Annotated in this window: 23 protein-coding genes; 18 read left to right on the forward strand and 5 right to left on the reverse strand. The window is 30.2% G+C overall.

The features are described 5' to 3' along the window. Positions 1-11: 11 nt before the first annotated feature. The 14 genes from H6553_04350 to H6553_04415 all read left to right on the forward strand — a co-directional run bounded on the left by H6553_04350 (position 12) and on the right by H6553_04415 (position 11,452). Positions 12-1,502, forward strand: a complete 1,491-nt coding sequence (locus tag H6553_04350) for an OmpA family protein (protein MCB9033047.1) — start codon at positions 12-14, stop codon at positions 1,500-1,502. Positions 1,503-1,531: 29 nt separating this feature from the next. Continuing rightward, complete coding sequence (locus H6553_04355) at positions 1,532-3,343, forward strand: cbb3-type cytochrome c oxidase subunit I (GenBank protein ID MCB9033048.1); 1,812 nt, start codon at positions 1,532-1,534, stop codon at positions 3,341-3,343. 24 nt (positions 3,344-3,367) lie between these two features. Continuing rightward, positions 3,368-4,267 carry a protoheme IX farnesyltransferase gene (gene cyoE / locus H6553_04360; GenBank protein ID MCB9033049.1) on the forward strand — a complete coding sequence of 300 codons (900 nt, stop codon included), beginning with the start codon at positions 3,368-3,370 and terminating at the stop codon, positions 4,265-4,267. Positions 4,268-4,272: 5 nt separating this feature from the next. Next, the gene (locus H6553_04365; protein MCB9033050.1) at positions 4,273-4,890 is read left to right on the forward strand and encodes a cytochrome oxidase subunit III; all 618 of its coding nucleotides are present in this window, start codon (positions 4,273-4,275) and stop codon (positions 4,888-4,890) included. A 4-nt stretch (positions 4,891-4,894) separates the two neighbouring features. After that, positions 4,895-5,638 carry a cytochrome c oxidase subunit 3 gene (locus H6553_04370; GenBank protein ID MCB9033051.1) on the forward strand — a complete coding sequence of 248 codons (744 nt, stop codon included), beginning with the start codon at positions 4,895-4,897 and terminating at the stop codon, positions 5,636-5,638. A gap of 33 nt (positions 5,639-5,671) precedes the next feature. Beyond that, positions 5,672-6,010, forward strand: a complete 339-nt coding sequence (locus H6553_04375; protein MCB9033052.1) for a cytochrome C oxidase subunit IV family protein — start codon at positions 5,672-5,674, stop codon at positions 6,008-6,010. Positions 6,011-6,021: 11 nt separating this feature from the next. Then, positions 6,022-6,744, forward strand: coding sequence for an SCO family protein (locus H6553_04380; GenBank protein MCB9033053.1), 723 nt, complete (start codon positions 6,022-6,024; stop codon positions 6,742-6,744). Positions 6,745-6,747: 3 nt separating this feature from the next. Next, positions 6,748-7,287: a DUF420 domain-containing protein gene (locus tag H6553_04385; GenBank protein MCB9033054.1), complete on the forward strand. Its 540-nt coding sequence runs from the start codon at positions 6,748-6,750 to the stop codon at positions 7,285-7,287. Positions 7,288-7,332: 45 nt separating this feature from the next. Beyond that, on the forward strand, positions 7,333-7,563 hold the full coding sequence (locus H6553_04390) for a hypothetical protein (protein ID MCB9033055.1): 231 nt from the start codon (positions 7,333-7,335) through the stop codon (positions 7,561-7,563). 19 nt (positions 7,564-7,582) lie between these two features. Further along, on the forward strand, positions 7,583-8,812 hold the full coding sequence (locus tag H6553_04395) for a 3-phosphoshikimate 1-carboxyvinyltransferase (protein ID MCB9033056.1): 1,230 nt from the start codon (positions 7,583-7,585) through the stop codon (positions 8,810-8,812). Between the two features lie 139 nt (positions 8,813-8,951). After that, positions 8,952-9,563 carry a superoxide dismutase gene (locus tag H6553_04400; GenBank protein MCB9033057.1) on the forward strand — a complete coding sequence of 204 codons (612 nt, stop codon included), beginning with the start codon at positions 8,952-8,954 and terminating at the stop codon, positions 9,561-9,563. Between the two features lie 119 nt (positions 9,564-9,682). After that, the gene (locus H6553_04405) at positions 9,683-9,910 is read left to right on the forward strand and encodes a UPF0175 family protein (GenBank protein ID MCB9033058.1); all 228 of its coding nucleotides are present in this window, start codon (positions 9,683-9,685) and stop codon (positions 9,908-9,910) included. Continuing rightward, entirely contained in the window at positions 9,903-10,361 is a 459-nt protein-coding gene (locus tag H6553_04410) for a DUF3368 domain-containing protein (protein MCB9033059.1), read from the forward strand. The genes H6553_04405 and H6553_04410 overlap by 8 nt, the downstream gene beginning before the upstream one ends. A 35-nt stretch (positions 10,362-10,396) precedes the next feature. Further along, on the forward strand, positions 10,397-11,452 hold the full coding sequence (locus H6553_04415; protein ID MCB9033060.1) for a PA0069 family radical SAM protein: 1,056 nt from the start codon (positions 10,397-10,399) through the stop codon (positions 11,450-11,452). A gap of 18 nt (positions 11,453-11,470) precedes the next feature. On the opposite strand, the gene H6553_04420 is transcribed toward H6553_04415, so the two are convergent. After that, positions 11,471-12,409 (reverse strand): hypothetical protein, encoded by a 939-nt coding sequence (locus tag H6553_04420; GenBank protein ID MCB9033061.1) that lies wholly within the window; start codon positions 12,407-12,409, stop codon positions 11,471-11,473. Positions 12,410-12,565: 156 nt separating this feature from the next. Further along, entirely contained in the window at positions 12,566-13,759 is a 1,194-nt protein-coding gene (locus H6553_04425) for a pyridoxal phosphate-dependent aminotransferase (GenBank protein ID MCB9033062.1), read from the reverse strand. Between the two features lie 78 nt (positions 13,760-13,837). Between H6553_04425 and H6553_04430 the strand changes: the two genes are divergently transcribed. Further along, on the forward strand, positions 13,838-14,251 hold the full coding sequence (locus H6553_04430) for a YjbQ family protein (protein ID MCB9033063.1): 414 nt from the start codon (positions 13,838-13,840) through the stop codon (positions 14,249-14,251). Here the strand turns inward: H6553_04430 and H6553_04435 are convergent. Beyond that, the gene (locus H6553_04435) at positions 14,229-14,852 is read right to left on the reverse strand and encodes a C40 family peptidase (GenBank protein MCB9033064.1); all 624 of its coding nucleotides are present in this window, start codon (positions 14,850-14,852) and stop codon (positions 14,229-14,231) included. The two genes, H6553_04430 and H6553_04435, sit on opposite strands and share 23 nt — an antisense overlap. Before the next feature lie 129 nt (positions 14,853-14,981). Here H6553_04435 and H6553_04440 point away from each other — a divergent pair, with 129 nt between their 5' ends. After that, positions 14,982-15,911, forward strand: coding sequence for a methyltransferase domain-containing protein (locus H6553_04440; GenBank protein ID MCB9033065.1), 930 nt, complete (start codon positions 14,982-14,984; stop codon positions 15,909-15,911). On the opposite strand, the gene H6553_04445 is transcribed toward H6553_04440, so the two are convergent. Next, positions 15,908-18,109 carry a T9SS type A sorting domain-containing protein gene (locus H6553_04445; protein ID MCB9033066.1) on the reverse strand — a complete coding sequence of 734 codons (2,202 nt, stop codon included), beginning with the start codon at positions 18,107-18,109 and terminating at the stop codon, positions 15,908-15,910. The genes H6553_04440 and H6553_04445 overlap by 4 nt on opposite strands. A 122-nt stretch (positions 18,110-18,231) precedes the next feature. Between H6553_04445 and H6553_04450 the strand changes: the two genes are divergently transcribed. Continuing rightward, a complete protein-coding gene (locus tag H6553_04450; GenBank protein ID MCB9033067.1) occupies positions 18,232-20,034 on the forward strand; it encodes an acyl-CoA dehydrogenase family protein in 1,803 nt (600 codons plus the stop codon). A 360-nt stretch (positions 20,035-20,394) separates the two neighbouring features. Here H6553_04450 and H6553_04455 read toward each other — a convergent pair whose 3' ends face one another. After that, entirely contained in the window at positions 20,395-21,522 is a 1,128-nt protein-coding gene (locus H6553_04455) for an aminotransferase class III-fold pyridoxal phosphate-dependent enzyme (GenBank protein MCB9033068.1), read from the reverse strand. A gap of 227 nt (positions 21,523-21,749) precedes the next feature. On the opposite strand from H6553_04455, the gene H6553_04460 reads away from it, so the two are divergent. After that, complete coding sequence (locus tag H6553_04460) at positions 21,750-22,880, forward strand: ATP-binding protein (GenBank protein MCB9033069.1); 1,131 nt, start codon at positions 21,750-21,752, stop codon at positions 22,878-22,880.

The following is a 22,880-nucleotide window of genomic DNA, read 5'->3' on the forward strand; positions in this document are numbered from 1 at the left end:
TAGATTAGAACATGTCAAGCTTAATTTTAGGAATATTATCGTTAGTTTTACTATTTGTTGTAGTACTTCAAATTAGTAAAGTATCAGACTTAATAAAGGCACTTAAAAATGATAAAGAGGAAGTTAAAAACCACTCAAAAAGTGCACTTTATTTAGCTATTGTTGGTTTAGTGATGCTTATTTATGCAGTAATTTCTACTGTTACAAGTGCCCACAAATTCCTACCAACACCAGCTACAGAACAAGGTATGTGGGTAAACAACTTAATGAATACCACAATAGTTATAACAGGTATCATGTTTTTTGTAACACAGATATTGTTGTTTTACTTTGTATATAAATATCACTATAGAAAAGATAGAAAAGCATTATACTATCCAGATAATCATAAATTAGAATTAGCTTGGACTGTCGTTCCTGCTATTGTTTTAACAGCTTTAATTGGTTTAGGAATTAGCAAATGGTTGAAAGTATTTTCTGATGCTCCAACAGAAGCAGTAGTTATAGAAGTAACAGGTAAACAATTCTCTTGGATTGCAAGATATCCTGGTCAAGATAGAAAATTAGGGATGCGTGACTTTACGCTTGTTACACTAGACAACGAACTAGGTGTTAACTGGAGTGATAAAGATAGTCATGATGACTTTATTGCAGATGAAATAGTATTACCAGTTAATAAACCAGTTTTAGTAAATATTGGTGCATTAGATGTAATTCACTCTTTTTATATTCCAGAATTTAGAATGATGTTGGATGCAGTTCCTGGTATTCCTACAAAATTATGGTTTACACCAACCATTACTACAGAAGAAATGCGTAAAGAAACCAATAATCCAGAGTTCGACTATTGGGTAGCTTGTAATCAATTGTGTGGTAGTGGACACTACAACATGAAAAAGAAAGTAGTAGTAGTTTCTGAAGAAGAATATAAAAAATGGGTTTCAGAACAAGCTTCTTACTACGAAACTGTAGTTAAACCAGCTTTGGACGCTAAAGCTGCAGAGGCACCAGCTACACAAGAAGTTGCAGCTACAGATAATCATGCTAGTACTTACGATTTAACTTTAGAAAATGGTTTTGGATTAAAAGGTGCTTTAAATGGTGGCGTTGAGCAAAAATTAGTAGAATTTATTAAAAGTGATAAACCAGTATCTAAAGATTTGTGGTTCTCTTTTGATAGATTATTATTTGAATCTGGATCTGATAAATTAGTACCTTCATCACAAGAACAATTAAAAAATATTGCTGAAATTTTAAATGCATATCCAAATGTAGAGATAAAGATAGGTGGATATACTGATAACACAGGAGATGCTAAAGAAAATTTGAATTTGTCTTCTGATAGAGCTAAAAGTGTAATGGCAGAATTGGTGAAATTAGGTGTAGATAAGAAAAGATTAAAAGCAGAAGGATATGGTGAAGAACATCCAGTAGCTTCTAATGATACAGCAGAAGGAAGACAGCAGAATAGAAGAATAGATATAAGAGTAACAAAAAAGTAATTTAATTAATAACTAATAAATTAAGAATCATGGCAAGTACAGAAATACTTGAACAACATACGGTAGATCATCATGACGGTCATGATGCACACCATCATACGGCAACCTTTTTAAATACTTATGTTTTTAGTTTAGATCATAAGACTATTGGTAAGCAGTTCTTAATAACAGGTATGATTTGGGCTTTAATTGGTGGCTTCATGTCTATCTTATTTCGTTTACAATTGGCTTGGCCAGATGCTACTTTTCCAATTTTAGAAAAAATATTCAGTCATTGGTATTCAGATGGAGTATTAAATCCTGAATCGTATTATATGTTAATTACAATGCATGGTACTATTATGGTATTCTTTGTATTAACAGCAAGTTTAAGTGGAACATTTGCAAATATCTTAATTCCATTACAAATTGGAGCAAGAGATATGGCGTCTCCATTAATGAATGCTATGTCGTATTGGTTATTTGTTTTGGCTGGTGTAATTATGTTTGTTTCATTATTTGCACCACAAGGAGCAGCATCTGGTGGTTGGACGATATATCCGCCTTTAAGTGCATTGCCACAAGCTTCGCCAGGTTCTGGTACAGGTATGACGCTTTGGTTAATTGCCATGGCTATATTCATCGCATCTACATTAATGGGTGGTTTAAATTATATTTCTACAGTACTAAATATGCGTACTAAAGGTATGACTATGTTTAAAATGCCATTAACTGTTTGGGCTTTATTCTTTACAGCAATTATAGGTCTATTATCTTTCCCAGTGTTATTGTCTGCTGCGGTATTATTAATTTTTGATAGAAGTTTAGGCACAAGCTTTTATTTAAGTGATATTGTTATTGGAGGAAAAGCATTAGCATACTCTGGAGGTAGTCCTATTTTATTCCAACACTTATTTTGGTTCTTAGGTCACCCAGAAGTATATATCATTATTCTTCCAGCAATGGGTATGGTATCAGAAGTATTAGCAGTACATGCTAGAAAACCAATCTTTGGTTATAAAGCAATGGTATTCTCTATCTTAGGTATTACTATCTTAGGATTTTTAGTTTGGGCTCACCATATGTTTGTAACAGGTATGAATCCATTCTTAGGTTCAGTCTTTACTTTCTTTACCTTATTAATAGCCATTCCATCTGCGGTTAAAGTGTTCAACTGGATTACCACGCTTTGGAAAGGAAATATCAAGATTACACCACCATTAGTATTTGCTGTTGGTTTTGTGTCGATGTTTATTTCTGGTGGTTTAACTGGTATTTGGTTAGGTAACTCCATCTTAGATATTCAGTTACACGATACATACTTTGTAGTAGCACACTTTCATATAGTAATGGGTGTAGCAGCATTCTTTGGTATGTTCGCAGGTGTTTATCATTGGTTTCCAAGAATGTTTGGTAGAATGATGAATGATACCATGGCTTATATCCATTTTGGAATTACTTTCTTAGGTTCTTATTTGATATTTTGGCCAATGCACTTCCTAGGTTTATCAGGTATTCCAAGAAGATATTATCATTTTGATGAGTTTGCTTCTTTTACACAGTATGCAACTATGAATAAAGTAATTACTATTGCTACAATATTTGTTTTCTTAGCTCAGATTATATTCTTAGTAAACTTCTTTTATAGCATATTTAAAGGTAAAAAATCAAGTCAAAATCCTTGGGAAGCAAATACTTTAGAATGGGATTCTCCTATTGAAGGTATACATGGAAACTGGCCAGGAGAGTTGCCAACTGTACACCGTTGGCCATACGATTATAGTAAAGAAGAAGATAGAGATTTCATTCCTCAAACAGAACCACTTTCTGAAAAAGAAAAATCAGAGTCGGTTCATCATTAAAATTAATTGAAACGCAAATAAAAAATGCAATCAACAACTAAGACATATAATCAATCATTTTTAGCAACAGTAAGTTTGTTTTTCAAACATATGGCGGCATTAACTAAAATGCGATTGTCTTTGTTGGTAGTATTTTCTGCAGATATTGCCTATCTATTTGCACTAGATACCTTTAGTTGGCAAAAACTAATATTAATATCTATTGCAGGTTATTTAATTACAGGTGCATCTAATGCTATCAATCAGATTTATGAAAAAGAATCTGATAAACTAATGGACAGAACAAAAAGCAGACCATTACCATCTAATCAAATGAGTGTAATTACTGCTACAATTATAGCAGGAGTATTTGGTGTAGGAGGTATTTCTTTATTAGCAATATATTTCAATATTTTTTCTGGATTATTAGGTGCGTTAGCATTAATATCATATGCATTTATTTATACTCCTTTCAAAAAAATAAGTCCAATTGCTGTTTTTATAGGAGCAATTCCAGGAGCAATGCCATTATTGATTGGTTGGACAGCAGCTACTAATTCAATTGGACTAGGTGGTGTATTGTTATTTACCATTCAGTTCTTTTGGCAAATTCCACACTTTTGGGCAATTGCCTGGGTATTAGATGACGATTATAAAAAAGCTGGTTTTAGCTTATTGCCATCTGCTGAAGGAAGAACAAGAGGTGCAGCACTACAAAATATTCCTTATTTAGTAGGCTTAATTATTGTTAGTTGTTTACCTTACTATTTAGGATTAACTGGTGCAATATCATGTATAGTGCTAGTTTTAATTGGTATGTTCTATTTATGGAAAGGTGTTCAATTAGCAACAGACTTAAGTTTAAAAAGTGCTAAACAATTAATGTTTGCATCATTTATATATTTACCAATTGCTTTTATAGCTTTATTAATAGATAAAATATAATGGAAGTGGCAATAAATAAATATCAAGGAAACCAAAAAGCACAACGATTCACAATGTGGTTGTCGTTGGTATCTATGGCTATGATTTTTGCTGGATTAACGAGTGCTTTCTTAGTAAGAAAAGGTGGTGGTGGCAATTGGTCAGGATTTTCCTTGCCTTCTGTATTTACTTTCTCTACATTTATCATTCTGTTTAGTAGTGCTACACTTCAAGTGGCACATATAGCTAATAAAAAAGACAATAAAGTATTAACTGCAATAGGTTTAATTATTACACTTATTTGTGGCATTATTTTTTGTAAACTACAATATGATGGTTGGATGTTATTGGTAAACGAAGGATATTATCCATCACATAACCCAAATCCTGCACCACAATTTTTATTTGTAATAGTAGTGATGCATGTAGCACATATTGTTGCAGGTTTATTTTTCTTAACCATTGCATCGTCAAGAGCATTATGGTTGTTAAGAAGAAAAGACAGTCAAATTACCATGGAAGAAATTGAGTACAAAGAAAATGGTAATTTAATTATTAGAACAGATTTATTAACCTTGTTTTGGCACTTTTTAGGTGTGCTTTGGGTTTATTTGTATATATTTTTAATATTTAATTTAAAATAATAAGATGTCAGAAGTATTAGAAGTTAAAGAGCATGAAATACACACTGTTGATCCTACACCAGATAACGGAGAAGGTGGCGAAAAGTCGATGATGAACATCAGTTATGGTAAAACCATGATGTGGTATTTCTTATTGTCAGATGCATTTACTTTTTCGGCATTCCTAATAGCATATGCTACAATTAGAGCTAGTCATGCTTGGTGGCCAGATCCAAATTTAGTATTTAACGCAATGCCTTTTTTACATGGTGTAAAAGCACCAATGGGTTTTGTTAGTATCATGACATTTATTTTGATTTTGAGTTCTGTTTTTGTTGTAAGAGCAGTACAAGAAGGTCATAGAATGAACAAAAAAGGTGTCGCTATTTGGATGCTTGGTGGTATTGTTGGTGGATTAATGTTCTTAGGTTGTCAAGCTTGGGAATGGACACACTTAATAGAAGAAGGTTTGAGACCATTCTATAATCCTTTTGGACCAGATGCTAATGGAATTACACATTTAGTACACGAAAAAATGGCAGTATCGCCTGGACCAACTTCTTTTGGTGCATTGTTTTTTGGTATTACTGGTTTTCACGGATTCCATGTTTTTACTGGAGTTTGTTTAAATGTTTACGGATTAGTAGGAACATTAAATGGCACTTTCGAGAGAAGAGGTCATTATGAAATGATAGAAAAATTAGGTTTATATTGGCACTTTGTAGATTTAGTTTGGGTGTTTGTATTCCTAGCATTCTATTTAATGTAAAAAAATATTAATTAATTTAGCAATTAAAAGTATATGTCAGCAGAACACTTAACAGAAGAACAATATAATAGTCAAGTAAAAGCAGTTTGGAAAGCAACAGCTTGGTTAACAGTTATTACAGTAGTTGAAGTAGCAGTAGCACTTGGTCTAGGACATGCAGTTCCTAAAATAGTATTAAATATTTTCTTTGCTATGGCTAGTGTGGCTAAAGCATTTTTTATTATTGGAGAATTTATGCACCTTAAATACGAGAAAAGAGCATTTATTATTTCTCTAGGTGTTCCATTAATCTTTTTAGTTTGGGCAATAATTGCATTTACTGTAGATGGTGCTTATTGGCTAGACTTATATACTAAGTACTTTGGTAAATAATTCATATTATAATGAATGATAGAAAAAATGGTTGTACTGTTGCTCTAGTAATAGGCATCTTAGTACCAATTGTTTTTTTTATAATATTTAATCAAATAAATAACAATAGACAACCATTAACAACAGAACAGTGTTTGCCTATTTATGGTCCAAAGAAAGCTATTGAAAATAACGATAGTAAATTTAGAAAAAAGGCAGATACACTTTACCATCACATTCCATACTTTAAATTGCTAGATCAAAATGGAGATACCATTACTCGTTCTATTATGACTAATAAAGTTACGGTAGTAGATTTTTTCTTCACTACATGTCCATCTATTTGTATCGATATGACTAGTAACTTTGTTAAGCTACAAGAAAAATATTTAAAAGATAATGATGTATTGCTATTGTCATATACGGTAGATCCAGAAACAGATACCGTTGGAAAATTAAAATATTATGCTGCAGAAAAAGGTGTAAACAGTAGAATGTGGCATTTGTTAACAGGAAATAAAAAAGAAATTTATGATATTGCTCGTTTTGGTTATTTCGTTACTGCTCAAAAAGCGTATGAAGGAGAACACGATTTCATCCACACAGAAAAATTTATCTTAATAGATAAAGAAGGAAGAATTAGAGGTTATTATGATGGTACTAGTGATGAAGCTTTGGAAAAACTAGAAAAAGACATTCAAAAATTATTGGTTAGTTACATCATTCCAATGAAGCTAAAAAAGGATAAAAAGTAATATATGTCATTACAAAAAATATCTAATAAAAATATTAATATTGTTATTGCAGTTATTTCTATTGTGGTACCTTTACTAGTAGTTGCTTTGTTAAAGGTAACACCACCAGATGTTAAACTCTCTTTCGATTTACATTTTTTTCCAAAGTTCAATGCCATGCTTAATTCTGGTACTACAATTTGTTTGTTATTAGGAGTTATTTTTATCAAATCTAAAAATATAAAAGCACATAGAGCAAGTATGCTAACAGCCATGTTGTTGTCTGCTATTTTCTTAATTAGTTATGTTTTTTATCATACATTAAAAGCAGAAGATACTAAGTTTGGTGGCGAAGGTTTTATTAGATATATATATTATTTTATATTGATAACACATATTTTACTAGCAGCTATAATAATGCCATTGGTATTAAAAACATTTGCTTTTGCATTAACCAATCAAATAGCAAGTCATAAAAAATGGGCAAAAATTACATTTCCATTGTGGTTTTATGTTGCTATAACTGGTGTTTTAGTGTATGTGTTACTAGCACCATATTATTAATATTGAATTAGTACAAAAAAACTATAAATTGTATAACTTTGATTTATGAAATTAAAGCAATTCATTTCTTTTAGCTTAATATTGATTTTTGTACTCATAACATTTGATGTACAAGCACAATGTCCAATGTGTAAAAAAGCAGCAGAAAGTTCTAATTTAGCAAGAAGCTTTAATACAGGAATTCTATATTTGCTATTAGCACCAGTAGTCATTTTGGGTACAGTATTTACAATTTGGTATAAAAAAAGAAAAGATTTTCTTGCAATAGAAGACTAAAACTTTGGATAACGCTACCATACATATTAAAGCACCAAACCACGCAATAAAAGGAAGTATAACGCTCAATGGTTCCAAAAGTATAGCCAATAGAGCTTTAATTATTCAAGCACTTTGTAAAGATGATTTTGTTATTCAAAATTTGTCTAATGCAGATGATACACTAGTATTACAGCAACTTTTAAATAGCAATGATACTATTTTAGATGCTGGTGCTGGTGGTACTACTTTTAGATTTTTGACAGCTTTTTTAGCATTACAAGAAGGTAGAACAGTGGTACTTACTGGTTCAGAAAGAATGCAACAAAGACCTATAAAAATTCTGGTAGATGCACTAAATAGCTTAGGTGCAGATATTTCGTATACTAACAACACAGGATTTCCGCCTTTAAGAATTACAGGAAAAAAACTAAGTGGTGGAAAAATTATACTACCAGCAGATATTAGTAGTCAATATATATCTGCAATATTAATGATTGCACCATTGCTAGAAAATGGATTGACTATGCAATTGGAAGGAGAAATTGTATCTATTCCTTATATAGAAATGACACTTCGTTTGATGAATTATTTTGGCATTACTACTAATTTTGAAGGCAATACAATAAATGTAGAACAAGGAAATTATATAGCAAAAGATTTTTTTGTAGAAGGAGATTGGAGTGCAGCATCTTATTTTTACGCAATTACAAGTTTAGCAGAAGCAGCAGAAATTACATTGCATGGCTTAACCAATCAACAAATACAAGGCGATAGCATTATTGCAAGAATAGGAGAGCAGTTTAATATAAAAACTACATATAATATAGATAATAGTATAACTATTGTTAAAGGAATAGAAAATAATGTAGATTATTTTGAATATGATTTTATTCGATGTCCAGATTTAGCACAAACAGTAATGGCAATGTGTGCAGGAAATTGTATAGATGCTACATTTAAAGGTTTGCAGACTCTAAAAATCAAAGAAACAGATAGAGTTGCTGCTATGAATACAGAATTATTTGATTTAGGTTTTGCTACAATAGAACAACAAGACACCAACGAGTGGACATTAGAAAACTGTACGCCACAAGTCTATAATCAACACGAAATTAATACTTATGAAGACCACAGAATGGCAATGGCATTAGCACCATTAGCATTAAAAATAGGAACATTAACTATTAAAGAGTCAGGCGTAGTATCAAAATCATATCCTAACTTTTGGAATGATTTAAATATACTTGGATTTGAATATAATAGTTAAACAATAGAAGAAATACTATAAAATCTTAATATGCTTTTCTTGTATGATTTAATGGTTTTTAAGTTTCTTAAACAATAAGTTTTCAATTATTGTTGTATGTTTGTAACACTTTATTGTTTAATCATAAAAAATATATAAAATGGCATTTGAATTACCTCAATTACCGTACGCATACGATGCATTAGAACCAAACATCGATGCAAGAACAATGGAAATTCATTATAGTAAACACCATAATGGATATGTAACCAACTTAAATAATGCAGTTGCTGGAACAGAATGGGAAGGCAAAAGCTTAGCAGAATTAATGCAAAATGTATCTAAAGCTGGTGCTGCTATTAGAAATAATGGTGGTGGACACTTTAATCACTCTTTGTTTTGGACTATACTTTCGCCAAACGGTGGTGGTACGCCAACAGGAAAATTAGCAGAAGCAATAGAGGCACAATTTGGCTCTTTTGATGCGTTTAAAGAAGAATTTGCTAAAGCTGCAGCTACACGATTTGGCTCTGGTTGGGCTTGGCTTTGTGTAAAAGCAGATAAATCGTTGTGTGTTTGTTCTTCACCAAATCAAGACAACCCAACTATGGATATTGCAGAATGTCCAGGAACACCAATTTTAGGTTTAGATGTTTGGGAACATGCTTACTATTTGCATTATCAAAACAGAAGACCAGACTATATTACTGCTTTTTGGAATGTAGTGAACTGGGAACAAGTAGCTAAAAATTACGAAGCAGCGATAGCTTAAAAAATATTTTTCAACAAACTAAACGCTTGGTAATTTTTTATCAAGCGTTTTTTTATATGTAAAATTTTAGATCGGATTTTTATTATTATTTTTTATAAATTTGATAGTACAGAAGAACAATGAAAACAATTCAACTTAACATACCAGATAATATTGATTTAAAAGAATATGATTTTTCTATGATTATTGCAACAAAATTATATAAAGATGCTAAATTATCTGCTGGACAAGCTGCTGAAATGGTTGGACTATCTAAAAAAGCATTTATTGAAATACTTGGAAAATATGATGTTTCTGTATTTAGTACATCTGTTGCCGACCTATATACTGATATAACAAATGCATGAGGTAATTATATCAGATGCAAGCATTCTAATTGTTTTTCATAAGATAGATGAGTTAGATTTACTATTAAAAGTGTATGAGAAATTAATTGTAACACCTGAAGTTGTAGAAGAATTTGGAGAACAATTACCAAACTGGATAACTGTACAATCTGTAAAGGATAGAAAGTACTTTAATTTATTAAAGACACAAGTTGATGCTGGTGAAGCGAGTGCTATTGCTTTAGCAACAGAATTTGATGAAGTGTTATTATTGTTAGACGATTTAAAAGCACGCAAATTAGCAATTCAATTAAATCTAAAAATAACAGGAACTTTAGGTATTATTCACAAGGCAAAACAAATGAAAATTATTGATGAGGTTAAACCAATAATTAATAAACTACTTCAAACAAATTTTAGAATTTCAAATAATATTATAGAAGAGATATTGAAAATAAACGATGAACTCTAATTTTTTATCAAGCGTTTTTTTATTTTTAGTATAGAATGTCCAACCAATACATCAAAGGTAGAGGAGCTCAAATTAACCAAACACATAGGTTTGCTAAAAACACCTATGAATACGATACTATTGATAATGATGAAAAGGAAGACAAAAAAATTAAAACCAAATTCATAGAAGTATTTCCAAAAACAATTGTCAACGAAGTAAAAAGTAAAGATGTTCCACTAGAATACTCTATGAATCCATATGCAGGTTGCGAACATGGTTGCAGTTATTGTTACGCAAGAAACACGCATCCATTTTGGGGTTACAATGCAGGCATTGATTTTGAAAGTATCATACTTGTTAAGAAAAATGCAGCTCAATTATTAGAACAAAAACTCAATAGTAAATCATGGCGAGCAACTTCCATCATGCTATCTGGAAATACCGATTGCTATCAACCTATAGAAAGAAAATTAGGCATTACTAGACAAATGCTTGAAGTACTTTTAAAGTATAAAAATCCAGTAGGTATCATCACCAAAAATGAATTGATATTACGAGACATTGACTTGTTAAGTGAGTTAGCACAACTCAGTTTAGTACATACTGTAATTAGCATTACCACTACTGATGAAGTTTTAAGACGAAAACTAGAACCAAGAACTTCTACATATAAAAACAGATTGTATGCAGTAGAGCAGTTGGCAAAAAATAATATTCCAGTAATGGTCAATATTGCACCAATTATTCCAGGATTAAACGATGTAGATATATTAAAAATAGCCAAAGATGTTGCCAATGCAGGAGCATTAAACATTAACCATAATATTTTAAGATTGCCAGAAGAAGTAGAGCCAGTATTTTACGATTGGCTACAAAAAAACTGTCCAGATAGAGTAGATAAAGTTTGGAACAAAGTAAAAGCAGTTCATGGTGGACAAATTGCCGATACTAAATCTGGTAGAAGAATGCGTGGCGAAGGTATTTTTGCAGATTCTATAAAACAACAAATGTTAATTGCTAAGAAACAATATTTTACTAATAGAACAATTCCTAAACTAAGAACCGATTTATTCTTAAACGATTTCAACAGACAACAGTCTTTGTTTTAAATCAAATTCTAGTTAGTATCATAAATCTTTTATACCAATAGCATAAGTATATTGATGTTTACAAACTATGGCTCCAATTTTATTAGCAAGGTTTGCAATTTCTTGAAGCGAAAATTGATTGAGAATAGCTAGTGTTGTTATGGCTAAAACAGCATCGCCAGCACTACAAACATCTGCATTGGCAACTTGATTATTTTGTGGTGTAATTATGCCTTCTCCATTATGAAAAATATAGTTTCCATAACTTCCGAGTGTAAGCAATAAATACTCAAATTGTAATTCTTGTTGAAGTTGTTTTGCTTTTTCGTTTAGATAATTGAAATCGTATTGTATTTGTTCGCCTATAAAATATTCAAATTCTTTTTGATTGGGTTTGAACAGTGTAGTGTTGGTATAACAATGCCAATTATTCAGTTTTGGATCTACAAAAATAGGTATGCTTTTTTGCTGAGCAATTTCTAGTATATGTTGTATCGTATTTGGTTGTAGTACACCTTTATTATAATCTTGTAAAATTATAGCATCTAAATTATTATTTGAAATAAAAGTATATATATTATTATTTGTTTTAGATGTAATATTTTCTGTTAGTATTTTTTGTTCGTCATCAATTCTACAAACAGCTTGTTGTTGATTGAAAATTCTAGTTTTTGTAGTGGTCGTAATACCATTATCTTGAATAAGATATTGTGTATTACAATCTAATAGTTGTTGTAATAATTGCGTAGCATGATTGTCGTTTCCAAGTGCAGCAATTAAACTTACATTACAATTTAATCCAACTAAATTATTTACAACATTGGCAGCTCCACCAGCAAATTGTAATTGTTGTTGTATATGAAAAATAGGAGTATCTGTATATTCTTTTGATTGTTCTACAAAATCACAAATTAAAAATTGGTCGAGCATAATATCTCCAATAACCAATATGTTTTTTGATGATAGTTGATTAATCAAAATAAAAATATATAACTATTAACTTAATTGTCACTTACTTTTGTCTTGATGTAAAAGTAACAAAAAATCAAGACTCAAAATCTGCCTGTTCTGTAAAAAATGAGATTGCTACATTTTTTCGTGCCTCGAAAATTTGCAATGACGCTTTTAATTATACTACACCAATTTAGCTAGTGCTTCTTTGATTCTAGTAAAAGCAGTAGTTAATTGTTCTTCGCTAGCAGCATAAGAAAATCGAACACATTCTGGTGTGCCAAATCCATTACCACTAACTGCTGCAACATGTGCTACATCTAATAAAAATAAAGCTAAATCGTCTGCATCTTTAATCACTTCGCCATTGTATGATTTTCCAAAATAAGCACTCATATCAGGAAAAACATAAAAAGCACCAGCAGGAACATTGCATTTTACATTCGGAATTTCTTTTAGCATATTTAATACTAAATCTCTTCTTTTTTCAAAAGCAACTTTCATTACTTGCGTAGGATTTTGGTCGCCTAATAAAGCTTCTATAGTTGCTCTTTGTGCTAAAGAGTTAGTGCCAGAAGTTGTTTGTCCTTGCAATTTATCACAAGCTTTAGCAATAAATGTTGGTGCAGCAATATAGCCAATTCTCCAACCAGGCATTGCATAACCTTTTGCCATTCCGTTCACTATAACAGTTCTATCTTTCATAGACGGAATTTGTGCTATACTTGCATGTGCTCCATTATAATTAATGTATTCATATATTTCATCAGAAATAATATATACATTAGGATATTTTTCTAATACTTTAGCAAATGCCTCTAGTTCTTCTAGTGTATAAACAGAACCAGTTGGATTTGATGGTGATGAATACACTAAGAATTTTGTCTTTGGTGTTATTGCAGCTTCTAGTTGAGCTGCAGTCATTTTAAAATCACTGTCAACAGTAGTTTCAATATACACTGGTGTAGCATTACACATTTTTACTTGTTCTGGATAAGTTACCCAATATGGTGTAGGAATAACTACTTCGTCACCTTCATCTAAAAATGCAGTAAAAATATTAGCTAAAGATTGTTTTGCTCCTGTAGATACTACAATATTAGCAGGCGTATACTCTAAATTATTGTCTCTTTTTAACTTAGCACAAATAGCTTCTCTCAAATCTAAATATCCAGCAATAGGAGAGTAGCCATCCCAATTATCGTCTAGTGCTTTTTTGGCTGCATCTTTAATGTGTTTTGGTGCAGGAAAATCTGGTTGTCCTAAACTTAAGCTGATAACATCAATGCCTTTTGCTTTTAACTGTCTACTTAATTCTGACATTTTAATTGTAGCAGATTCTGAAATTCTATCTAATGTTTTTGAGTTAGCTAACATATACTATCTTTATACAACAAAATTATTAATTGTATTGTAAAATGGTTTACAATCCATGTTATGTTATAATAAAGTGCAATGATTATTCAAAAAGAAATTATATTACCAAGATATGCTAGAGGTTTTCATTTGATTACACATCATATTATAAATGCTTTAGACGATTTGCCTGAAGTTGGTTTGCTACATGTTTTTATTAAACATACTTCTGCTGGACTGACAATTAATGAAAATGCAGACAGTGATGTTTTACACGATATGAATGCTTGGATGGATAAATATGTGAAAGAAAATGAAGCATTTTATAAACACACTATTGAAGGAAGTGATGATATGCCAGCACATATTAAAAGTAGTTTGGTTGGAAGTTTTTTAATGATACCAATTAGCAATCATCAGTTAAACCTAGGCACTTGGCAAGGTATTTATTTAGGTGAATTTAGAAATAATGGAGGCAATAGAAAATTGGTTATTTCTGTTTATACAAATTAATAGTTTCAATTACATCTGTATCTTTGGTATTTTTCTGTTGAAATTGAGCTGGTTTTGGATTTGCTGGTTCTTTAACATTGGTAATTCTTCCAGCTTTCACATATCTAGCTGCCCAATATTTATCGTTTAAAGAACTAATAGTAACTCCTTGTGATGAAGAAGCATGTGTAAACTTTCCATTTTGAAGATATAAACCAACATGCGAAACACCACTACCTCTTGTGTTGAAGAAAACTAAGTCGCCTTCTTGTAAATCTTCTTTCGCAACAAAATCTGTAATATTGGCTAATTGAGAGGAAGTATAATATGCTTCTTGTTCTGACTGAATTTTAAAAACATAGTGAGAGCAATCTATACCATATTCCGTTTTTCCACCATAACGATAAGGTGTGTTCAGCCATTTAAAAACATCAACATACATATCATAGTTGTCAATAGCAGCAATATCAATGCCTGCATTTTGAAAGAAATTAATAAAAGAAGCACCATCTATATTGTACTTTGTACATATTGAAGTGACATATTCAAATATAGTTTCAGACTTAGCGTTGTTATTTAATAAAAATACACATATAAATAGAGATAATGCTGTTTTTTTCATCGCTTGCAAGATAAGACTAAAATTGTAAACTTGCAAAGAAAATATAACTAATTTTTGTTATTTGTTTTTTTTGATTTGAGTATATTGACTTTAAATATAAAATTTTACTTTTGATGAAGATTTACGATTATGAAAAAATGGATGCTTAAAGCTGCTGCACAAAAGTTTATTTCTTTACTTCCTTTTACACAGCAAACCAATCAGCTACTACAAAAATATGTTACTAAAAGAACTAGTATTACAGATGTTTTTTTTACTGACAAATTAATTCATGTTCAAAAACACTTACAATATTTTTTTAAATACAGTAATTTAAAGAATGAGTTTACTACACTAGAGTTAGGTACAGGAAGATATCCAATAATTCCAATATGCATGTATTTGTCTGGTGCCAATAAAATTTATTCTGTTGATATTAATGATATGACATCGGCAGATAAAATTAAGCAAACTATTATACGCATTAATAAAAGTTATGAAGATGGAGTTTTACAACAATATATTACTGTTGATAAAAGCAGACTTACCAAATTAAATGATTTATTAGTAATAGATAACGAACAACAGTTTAATGATGCATTTCATTCACTTGGGTTTTTGTTTTTGTTAGAAGATATTAATAAAAGTAAAATAGAAATGCATAGTATAGATTTATTGCATTCTAATAATACCTTTGAACATATTGCTCCAAATGATTTAAAGCATATGATGACTACATTTAAATTGTTATTAAAACCTAGTGGATTGATGAGTCATTTTATAGATATGACAGACCATTTCTCGCATTTTGATAAGTCAATTTCGGTATTTAATTATTTGAAGTACTCACCAAAAAAATGGCAGCTAATTGATAATAATATTTTACCTCAAAACCGTTTGCGAATTACTGATTTTAGAAATCTATTTGAACAAAATAATTTTGAAGTCTTAATAGAAGAAAACAACAATGGACCAATTGCCGAGCTACAAGCAATGCATATTGACACTGCTTTTAAACATTATACAGAAAAAGATTTATTAGTCTGTCATTCTTATATGGTCGTTCGTCAAAAAAATTAGTGCTGAATAATAAATTTTTCAATAACATAGTTTTGCTGACTATCTTCTGCCTTTAAAAAATAAGTGCCTTGCTTATAGTCATGTATATCTATAGTAAAGTTAGATTGATTATTATAAAACTGATGAATTACTTTGCCATTAATATCTACTATTTGAAATTTATGTTTGGTAGCAGACTGATTTTCTAATTGCACCGTAATATTATTTTTAGATAAGTTTGGATAGAGTTTTAATTTAAGTGATTTTTTATTAGTTGTTATTTTTGATGGAATACTTTTATTTAGTGCTAAAGTAATTTTTCCAATACTAAAATTAGGAATTGTATAAGTGCTTTCTTGTGATAATGATTGATTATTAATAATATATGACTTATCTAGTGTGTTAGAATTGAGTTCATAGCATGCAGTATTATTGCTTTGCCAACTGTTTGCATTTAAAACATATTCATTTACTACTGTTCCTGTAAAAATAGAATCGTTATTAGTAAACGAAATAGCATTAAAATCTATTAATATAGTGTCGTTAGTTGGATTAGCGAAATGTAGTATAATACTGTCTTTTGTTTCGTTGATAAATCCATCTATATTAATATATTTATTGTTTGTATTTAGAAGCGTTTTCCAGTCGTAATCTAATCTTTTTACTTGATGGTTGAGTGTAGTATTCCATAGTTCAAAAATGTCAGCACCTAAAAACTTTTTATAACTATGTCCATTTCCTCTAGAGGCACTTTGTACCAAAGCAAAAATATAAGAAGAACTTGCTAGGTTATGAATGATCCAAGTATCTATATTAAATAAGTTTTGCTCTTGAATTTCTATTGCATTTAAAAACATTTGTTGTATAAAATAACTATGCATAAAAGTATTATTCATATAAGTATTGCCATTTAAATTCCATTCCGTAACCCAAATTCGTTTGTTGCCAATATCATCAACTAGTTGAGTCATTTGGTAGTTAAATAAGTCTTCAGCAGACTTCTTTAAAAAATCTAAGGAGTAATTATACAATTCATCAAGTGAAACAATCGTTAAGGCAGTATCATAAGTTCCACAAGGAATATATCTACCAGTGTAGTAATGAGGAATCATCGCATCAAAAGTATTGTCGTTTGCTAAAAATCTATTCCATAAATGTGCTTCTCTTTCTGCTCTTCCATAATTATCTCTTATTTGATATGAACTATCAGTACTTACATATAAATAAGCATAATGCGTAGATGCAGGAACGCCAGTCGGAATTTGATAATTGGTTCTTATAAAATCGGCATACATCGAAGTAATAATCCAATGCTTATAAATACCTTCCAAATAATCTCTCATTCGTAAATTTTCAAAACCATTTACTTCAATAGTGTCTGGAATATTATTACAATCAAAACCAAGTAAAGATAAATCATCATCATATAATAAATACTCTGCTTGTGTCTCATTGCCTAATTCAATTCCTTTTATTTTGATATTATTCTGTACTAAGAAATTAATAGAAGCAATATTTTCTAAAAAATAATATCTAAAAGCACTATCATTAGCTAAATAATTTTTGATGTTATTGGTAAAAGTATTTCTTTTTACAGTACTTAAAGTATTAACATAATAATCTAAATCAGTTGGACTAAAATTTACAACTGGTTTATTAATAGTTGCACTGTCAAATAAACTATTAAACATTGCATTGATAAATGGATTGGCTACCATGAGTTGTTTATGAAAAATATGTTTTTGAATATTTAGATGATAATAAACACCTTTCGTTTCTGTTTCATTTTGTTGCATATAATGCATAAACTCTGCAAAATAATACATTAGATTTTTATCAAAAAATTGATCAAAAGGTAGCTGTGCATATACATAACCTCCTTTGGGTTTACACTCAAAATCCATGGTATCTATACCATGTCCATTACCAAGAAAATGATAATAATTGCCTATAGTACCACCAGGAAATCTATAATCTTGAATCTGCAATCCTTTCATTAAATTTAAAAAGTCGACAGTAAAATGCATAGAGTCGACTAATACTAAATTACTATCCACTTTAAATTCTAGCTGGTCATTAATTATAGCTTCAGATGCAGCAGCAAATGTTTTTTGCAAAACAACATTACTATTAGTTAGGTTAAGGTCAATATCATTAGCACTAGTTTGCAATAGCAAAATGAAGAATATTAGAATAAAAGAAATTTGTTTATAGTTCATGAGTTCAAATATAAAATAAACATTTTGAATTAGTTAATCTATTCTTAACTTTTTAAAAACAAAAAATTCAATGCATGCATTGCTTTTTTACTTAAATTAGTACAAAATTAAAATCAAATATTATGGCAAAGCATAAATCAAACTTAGTAGGTGGTTCTTTCTTAGTAAAAGACGAAAATCCTAAAAATGTTTTTATAGCAGAAGAACTTTCTGAAGAACAAAAAATGATACTAGAAATGGTAAAAGATTTCTGTATTCAAGAAGTTCATGGCATGGGAATTGAAAAAGCTGCTCTTTTAGATGCATCTAAAGATATGGATACCATTAAAGGCATTTTTGATAAAGCAGCAGAGTTAGGTTTATGTGGTGTGTCTATTGGAGAAGAATACGGTGGAATGGGATTAGACTTTAATACTGGTTTGGTTTTTACTGAAGCTATTGCTCTTGGATTTTCTTTTGCTACAACAATTGGAGCTCAAACTTCTATTGGTTCTTTGCCAATTGTATGGTATGGTGATGAAGAACAAAAACAAAAATATTTACCTAAAATTGCTAGTGGCGAGTATGCTTGTTCTTATTGTTTAACTGAGCCAACTGCTGGTTCTGATGCAAATAGTGGTAAAACTAATGCTGTTTTAAACGAAGCAGGTACACACTATATTTTAAACGGACAAAAAATGTGGATTACCAATGGTGGTTTTGCTGATATTTTTATTGTATTTGCTAAAATTGATGACGACAAAAAACTATCTGCGTTTATAGTAGAGAAAGATTTTGGTGGTATTGAAATTGGTAAAGAAGAAAAGAAAATGGGTATCAAAGCATCTTCTACAGTGCAAGTATTTTTTAACAATGTTCCAATTCCAAAAGAAAACTTACTAGGAGAGAGAGCTAAAGGATTTAACATGGCATTGAATATTTTAAATAGTGGTAGAATTAAAATTGCTGCTGGTGCTGTTGGTGGAATGAAATTTGGGTTGAAAACAGCAGTAGAATATGCTACACAAAGAGTACAGTTCGATAAACCAATTTCAGATTTTGGTGCTATGAAACAAAAAATTGGTAAAATTGCTTCAGATACTTTTGTACTAGAATCTGCTGTGTATAGAACTGGTGCTAATGTAGATGCTAAACACGATGAGTTATTAGCAGAAGGTGCTACTGCCAACGATGCTAAAATAAATGCAATGCGTGAGTATGCTATTGAGTGTGCTATTTTAAAAGTACAAGGTTCAGAAATGATGTGTACTGCAGCCGATGAAGCTATTCAAATTTTTGGAGGAATGGGTTACTCAATGGAAACTGGTGTTGAGATGGCTTATAGAGATGCAAGAATTACTAAAATTTATGAAGGTACGAACGAAATCAATAGAATGTTATCATTAGCAGAGTTTTACAAAAGAGGTTTCCAAACTAAAGAAATTAATATGAACGATGCAATGAAAACTATTCCAGTTGGTATTGCACAAAATTTCAATCCATTTAACAATGGCTATTTGGCAAGAGAAGAAGAAATTGTAAATAATTTTAAAACATTATTTATGGTAATTACAGGTGCAGCTGGTAGAAAACTAAAAACGAAATTAGTAGACGAACAAGAAATTGTAATGAACTTAGCAGATATCTTAGCAGTAGCTTATTTGTCTGAATCTGGTTTGTTGAGATTGAAGAAGTTAAAAGCAGAAAAAATTGAACCAGATACTTTAGCTACTAAAGAAAAAATGGTACAATTGTATATTTATGATGCAATGGACAAAGCAAGAGTGGCAGCCAATAATGCAATAGATAGTTATGCTAGTGGTGTAGAAAAATTTGCGATGAAGAGATTAGTAAATGGTTTACTAAGTGCTTATGATATCAATCCTAAAGATGTAAGAAGAGCCATTGCAGATGCAGCCATAGAAAAAGTAGATTATCCAGTATAACAAATAGAAAATAACTTTACTTAAGCGGTAAGAGAGAAGAGTCGTAGTTGCACCCAGCTACGGCTCTTTGTTTTTTATAAGATTATTAAAATCATGATTTTTTCCCAGCAGAGTCTCTGGGCGTAGGCAAAAAAGCGTAGCAGGACTCTGCGTAACAAAAGAGACGCTGAGAAAATATTTAAACTTATCGCAGCGTCCTCTACGAGTGACACTGATGGGAAGAGAATAAAGGAGTAAAAATATATTATATTAAATTAATTAATTTTTAAGACAGATTCCTAACCTATTTGTGGTAGATAGGTAAATTTCTTTGTTGTGCTATAAAATCTTCAAGAATGACGCTCATAATGAGCAACAGATTCATGATAATAATTTTGTTAGTGAAAGATATAATGTATCTAAATGTTCTTTTTGTATAGATAAACTTGGTAATAATCTTAATACGGTTGGATTAGAGGCGTTTCCTGTAAATATTTTTTCTTCATATAATAATCTGTTTCTTAAATCTTTTATAGGAAAATTAAACTCTAAACCAATCATTAAACCTTTACCACGAATTTGAACTAAGTTCGGCAAATCTTTAAATTTATTTCTGATGTATATTTCTAAATCTGCTGCGTGTTCAATTAAATTATCTTGTTCTAAAACTTCTAATACTGCCAAGCTCGCAGCACAAGCCAAAGGAGCACCACCAAAAGTAGTACCTAACATACCGTACTGTGCTTTAATTTTTGGCGAAATTAAAATACCTGCAACTGGAAATCCATTGCCCATACCTTTTGCCATAGCAATAATATCAGCTTGTACATTAGCTAATTGATGTGCAAAGAATTTTCCGCTTCTACCAAAACCACATTGAATTTCATCTGCAATAAAAATAGCATTATGTGCATTACAAAGTTGTTGTATTTTTTGTAGGAAACTATTGCTTGGCATTTCAATTCCATTAACACCTTGAATAGGTTCTATAATAACTGCACATATATCATTATGCATAAACTCATTTTCTAGAGCTGTTTCATCATTAAAAGGCAAGTGTACTACAAAACTATCGTCGTTTATTGGTGCTTTAATTTTTGGATTGTCGGTAACTGCAACAGCTGCTGAAGTTCTGCCATGAAAAGCACCTTTAAAAGCAATGACTTTTTTCTTTCCTGTATAAAACGAAGCTAGTTTTAAAGCATTTTCATTGGCTTCTGCACCACTGTTGCATAAAAATAATTCGTACGAAGGATAATTGGACTGTGTAGTAATACGATGAGCCAATTCTTCCTGAATAGTCATATATATAGAATTAGAATAATAAGGCAATTGATGCAACTGTTGTTCTATCCTTTTTACAAAATGTGGATGTGCATGACCGATAGATATTACCGCATGACCGCCGTAAAAATCTAAATATTCGTTGTCTTGATTGTCATAGACAAAAACGCCCATTCCTTTTTCTAAATGAATATTGAACAAAGGATATACTTGAAAGAGATTCATAAATCAAAAATAAGGAATTGAAATAATAGTATTGAAATTTTATATTAAGTGAATGCTATATTTTATAAATAAAATAATATTATTCACAAGGGAAATGGAAATCTCATAGCAACTATTAATTGTAGGAATAAGCTATTAAATTATTTAATTATTAGAATATTTAGCCGTTTAATCGTCTGAAAATTATAATATTTGGCTGTTTTAAATCTTTATATTATATTTGAAGTATGAGAATAGAGCGAATTTTAAAATCTACCATAATTGAATTGTTTAATTCTCGAAAAGCAATTGTATTAATTGGAGCAAGACAGACAGGGAAATCTACACTTGTAAAAGAAATTATAAAAGAAAAAGGGAATTACTTGTTTTTAGATGGAGATGATTTTTTTGTACAACAACAATTAGAACAAGCAAATACAGAATATCTTCGGCGATTAATTGATAAGCATAAAATTGTTTTTATTGATGAGGCACAACGCATAAAAAATATAGGTATTACTGCTAAAATAATAACAGATCAATTTTCTAAAGTACAACTTATTTTAAGTGGTTCTTCGGCATTAGATTTAAATAATGAAATTAACGAACCACTTACGGGTAGAAAATGGGAATTAAATTTATTTACTATTTCATTAGAAGAGTTAGAACAAACAATTGGCTTCTTAAAAATGGAGCAGCAATTAGAAGATAGAATTATTTATGGTATGTATCCTGATATTTTTAATTATCCAGGAAAAGAGAAAATGGTGTTGGATAATCTTATTAACAGTTATCTTTATAAAGATGTATTAGCATTAGGTGGTATTAAAAAACCAGATATTTTACAAAAATTAACTCAAGCATTAGCATTGCAAATTGGAAATGAAGTTTCTTATAATGAGTTAGCACAGTTATTAGGAATTAATAAAGAAACCGTAAGTAATTATATTGAATTATTAGAAAAAGCTTATGTTGTTTTTAGAGTAAATCCATTTAGTAGAAATATTCGTAATGAAATTAAAACAAATAGAAAAATTTATTTCTATGATACTGGTTTGAGAAATGCTTTAATTGCAAATTATAATCCATTAAATTTAAGAATGGATAAAGGCGTTTTATGGGAGAATTTTTTAATATGTGAACGAATTAAATATTTTAAATATAATAATTTATATACAAATACTTATTTTTGGCGTACAACTCAACAACAAGAAATTGATTGGATTGAAGAGAAAGATGGTATTATAACTGCCTATGAGTTTAAATGGCAAAGCAAACAAAAAATAAAGATTCCAGAAAAATTTATAAAGAAGTATAACGCCAAATCTAAAGTAATAGACCGTTCAAATTATTATGAATTTACAAATTCAAAAAATTAA

The organism is Chitinophagales bacterium (genome assembly GCA_020636535.1).
Lineage (GTDB): Bacteria > Bacteroidota > Bacteroidia > Chitinophagales > JADIYW01 > JADJSS01.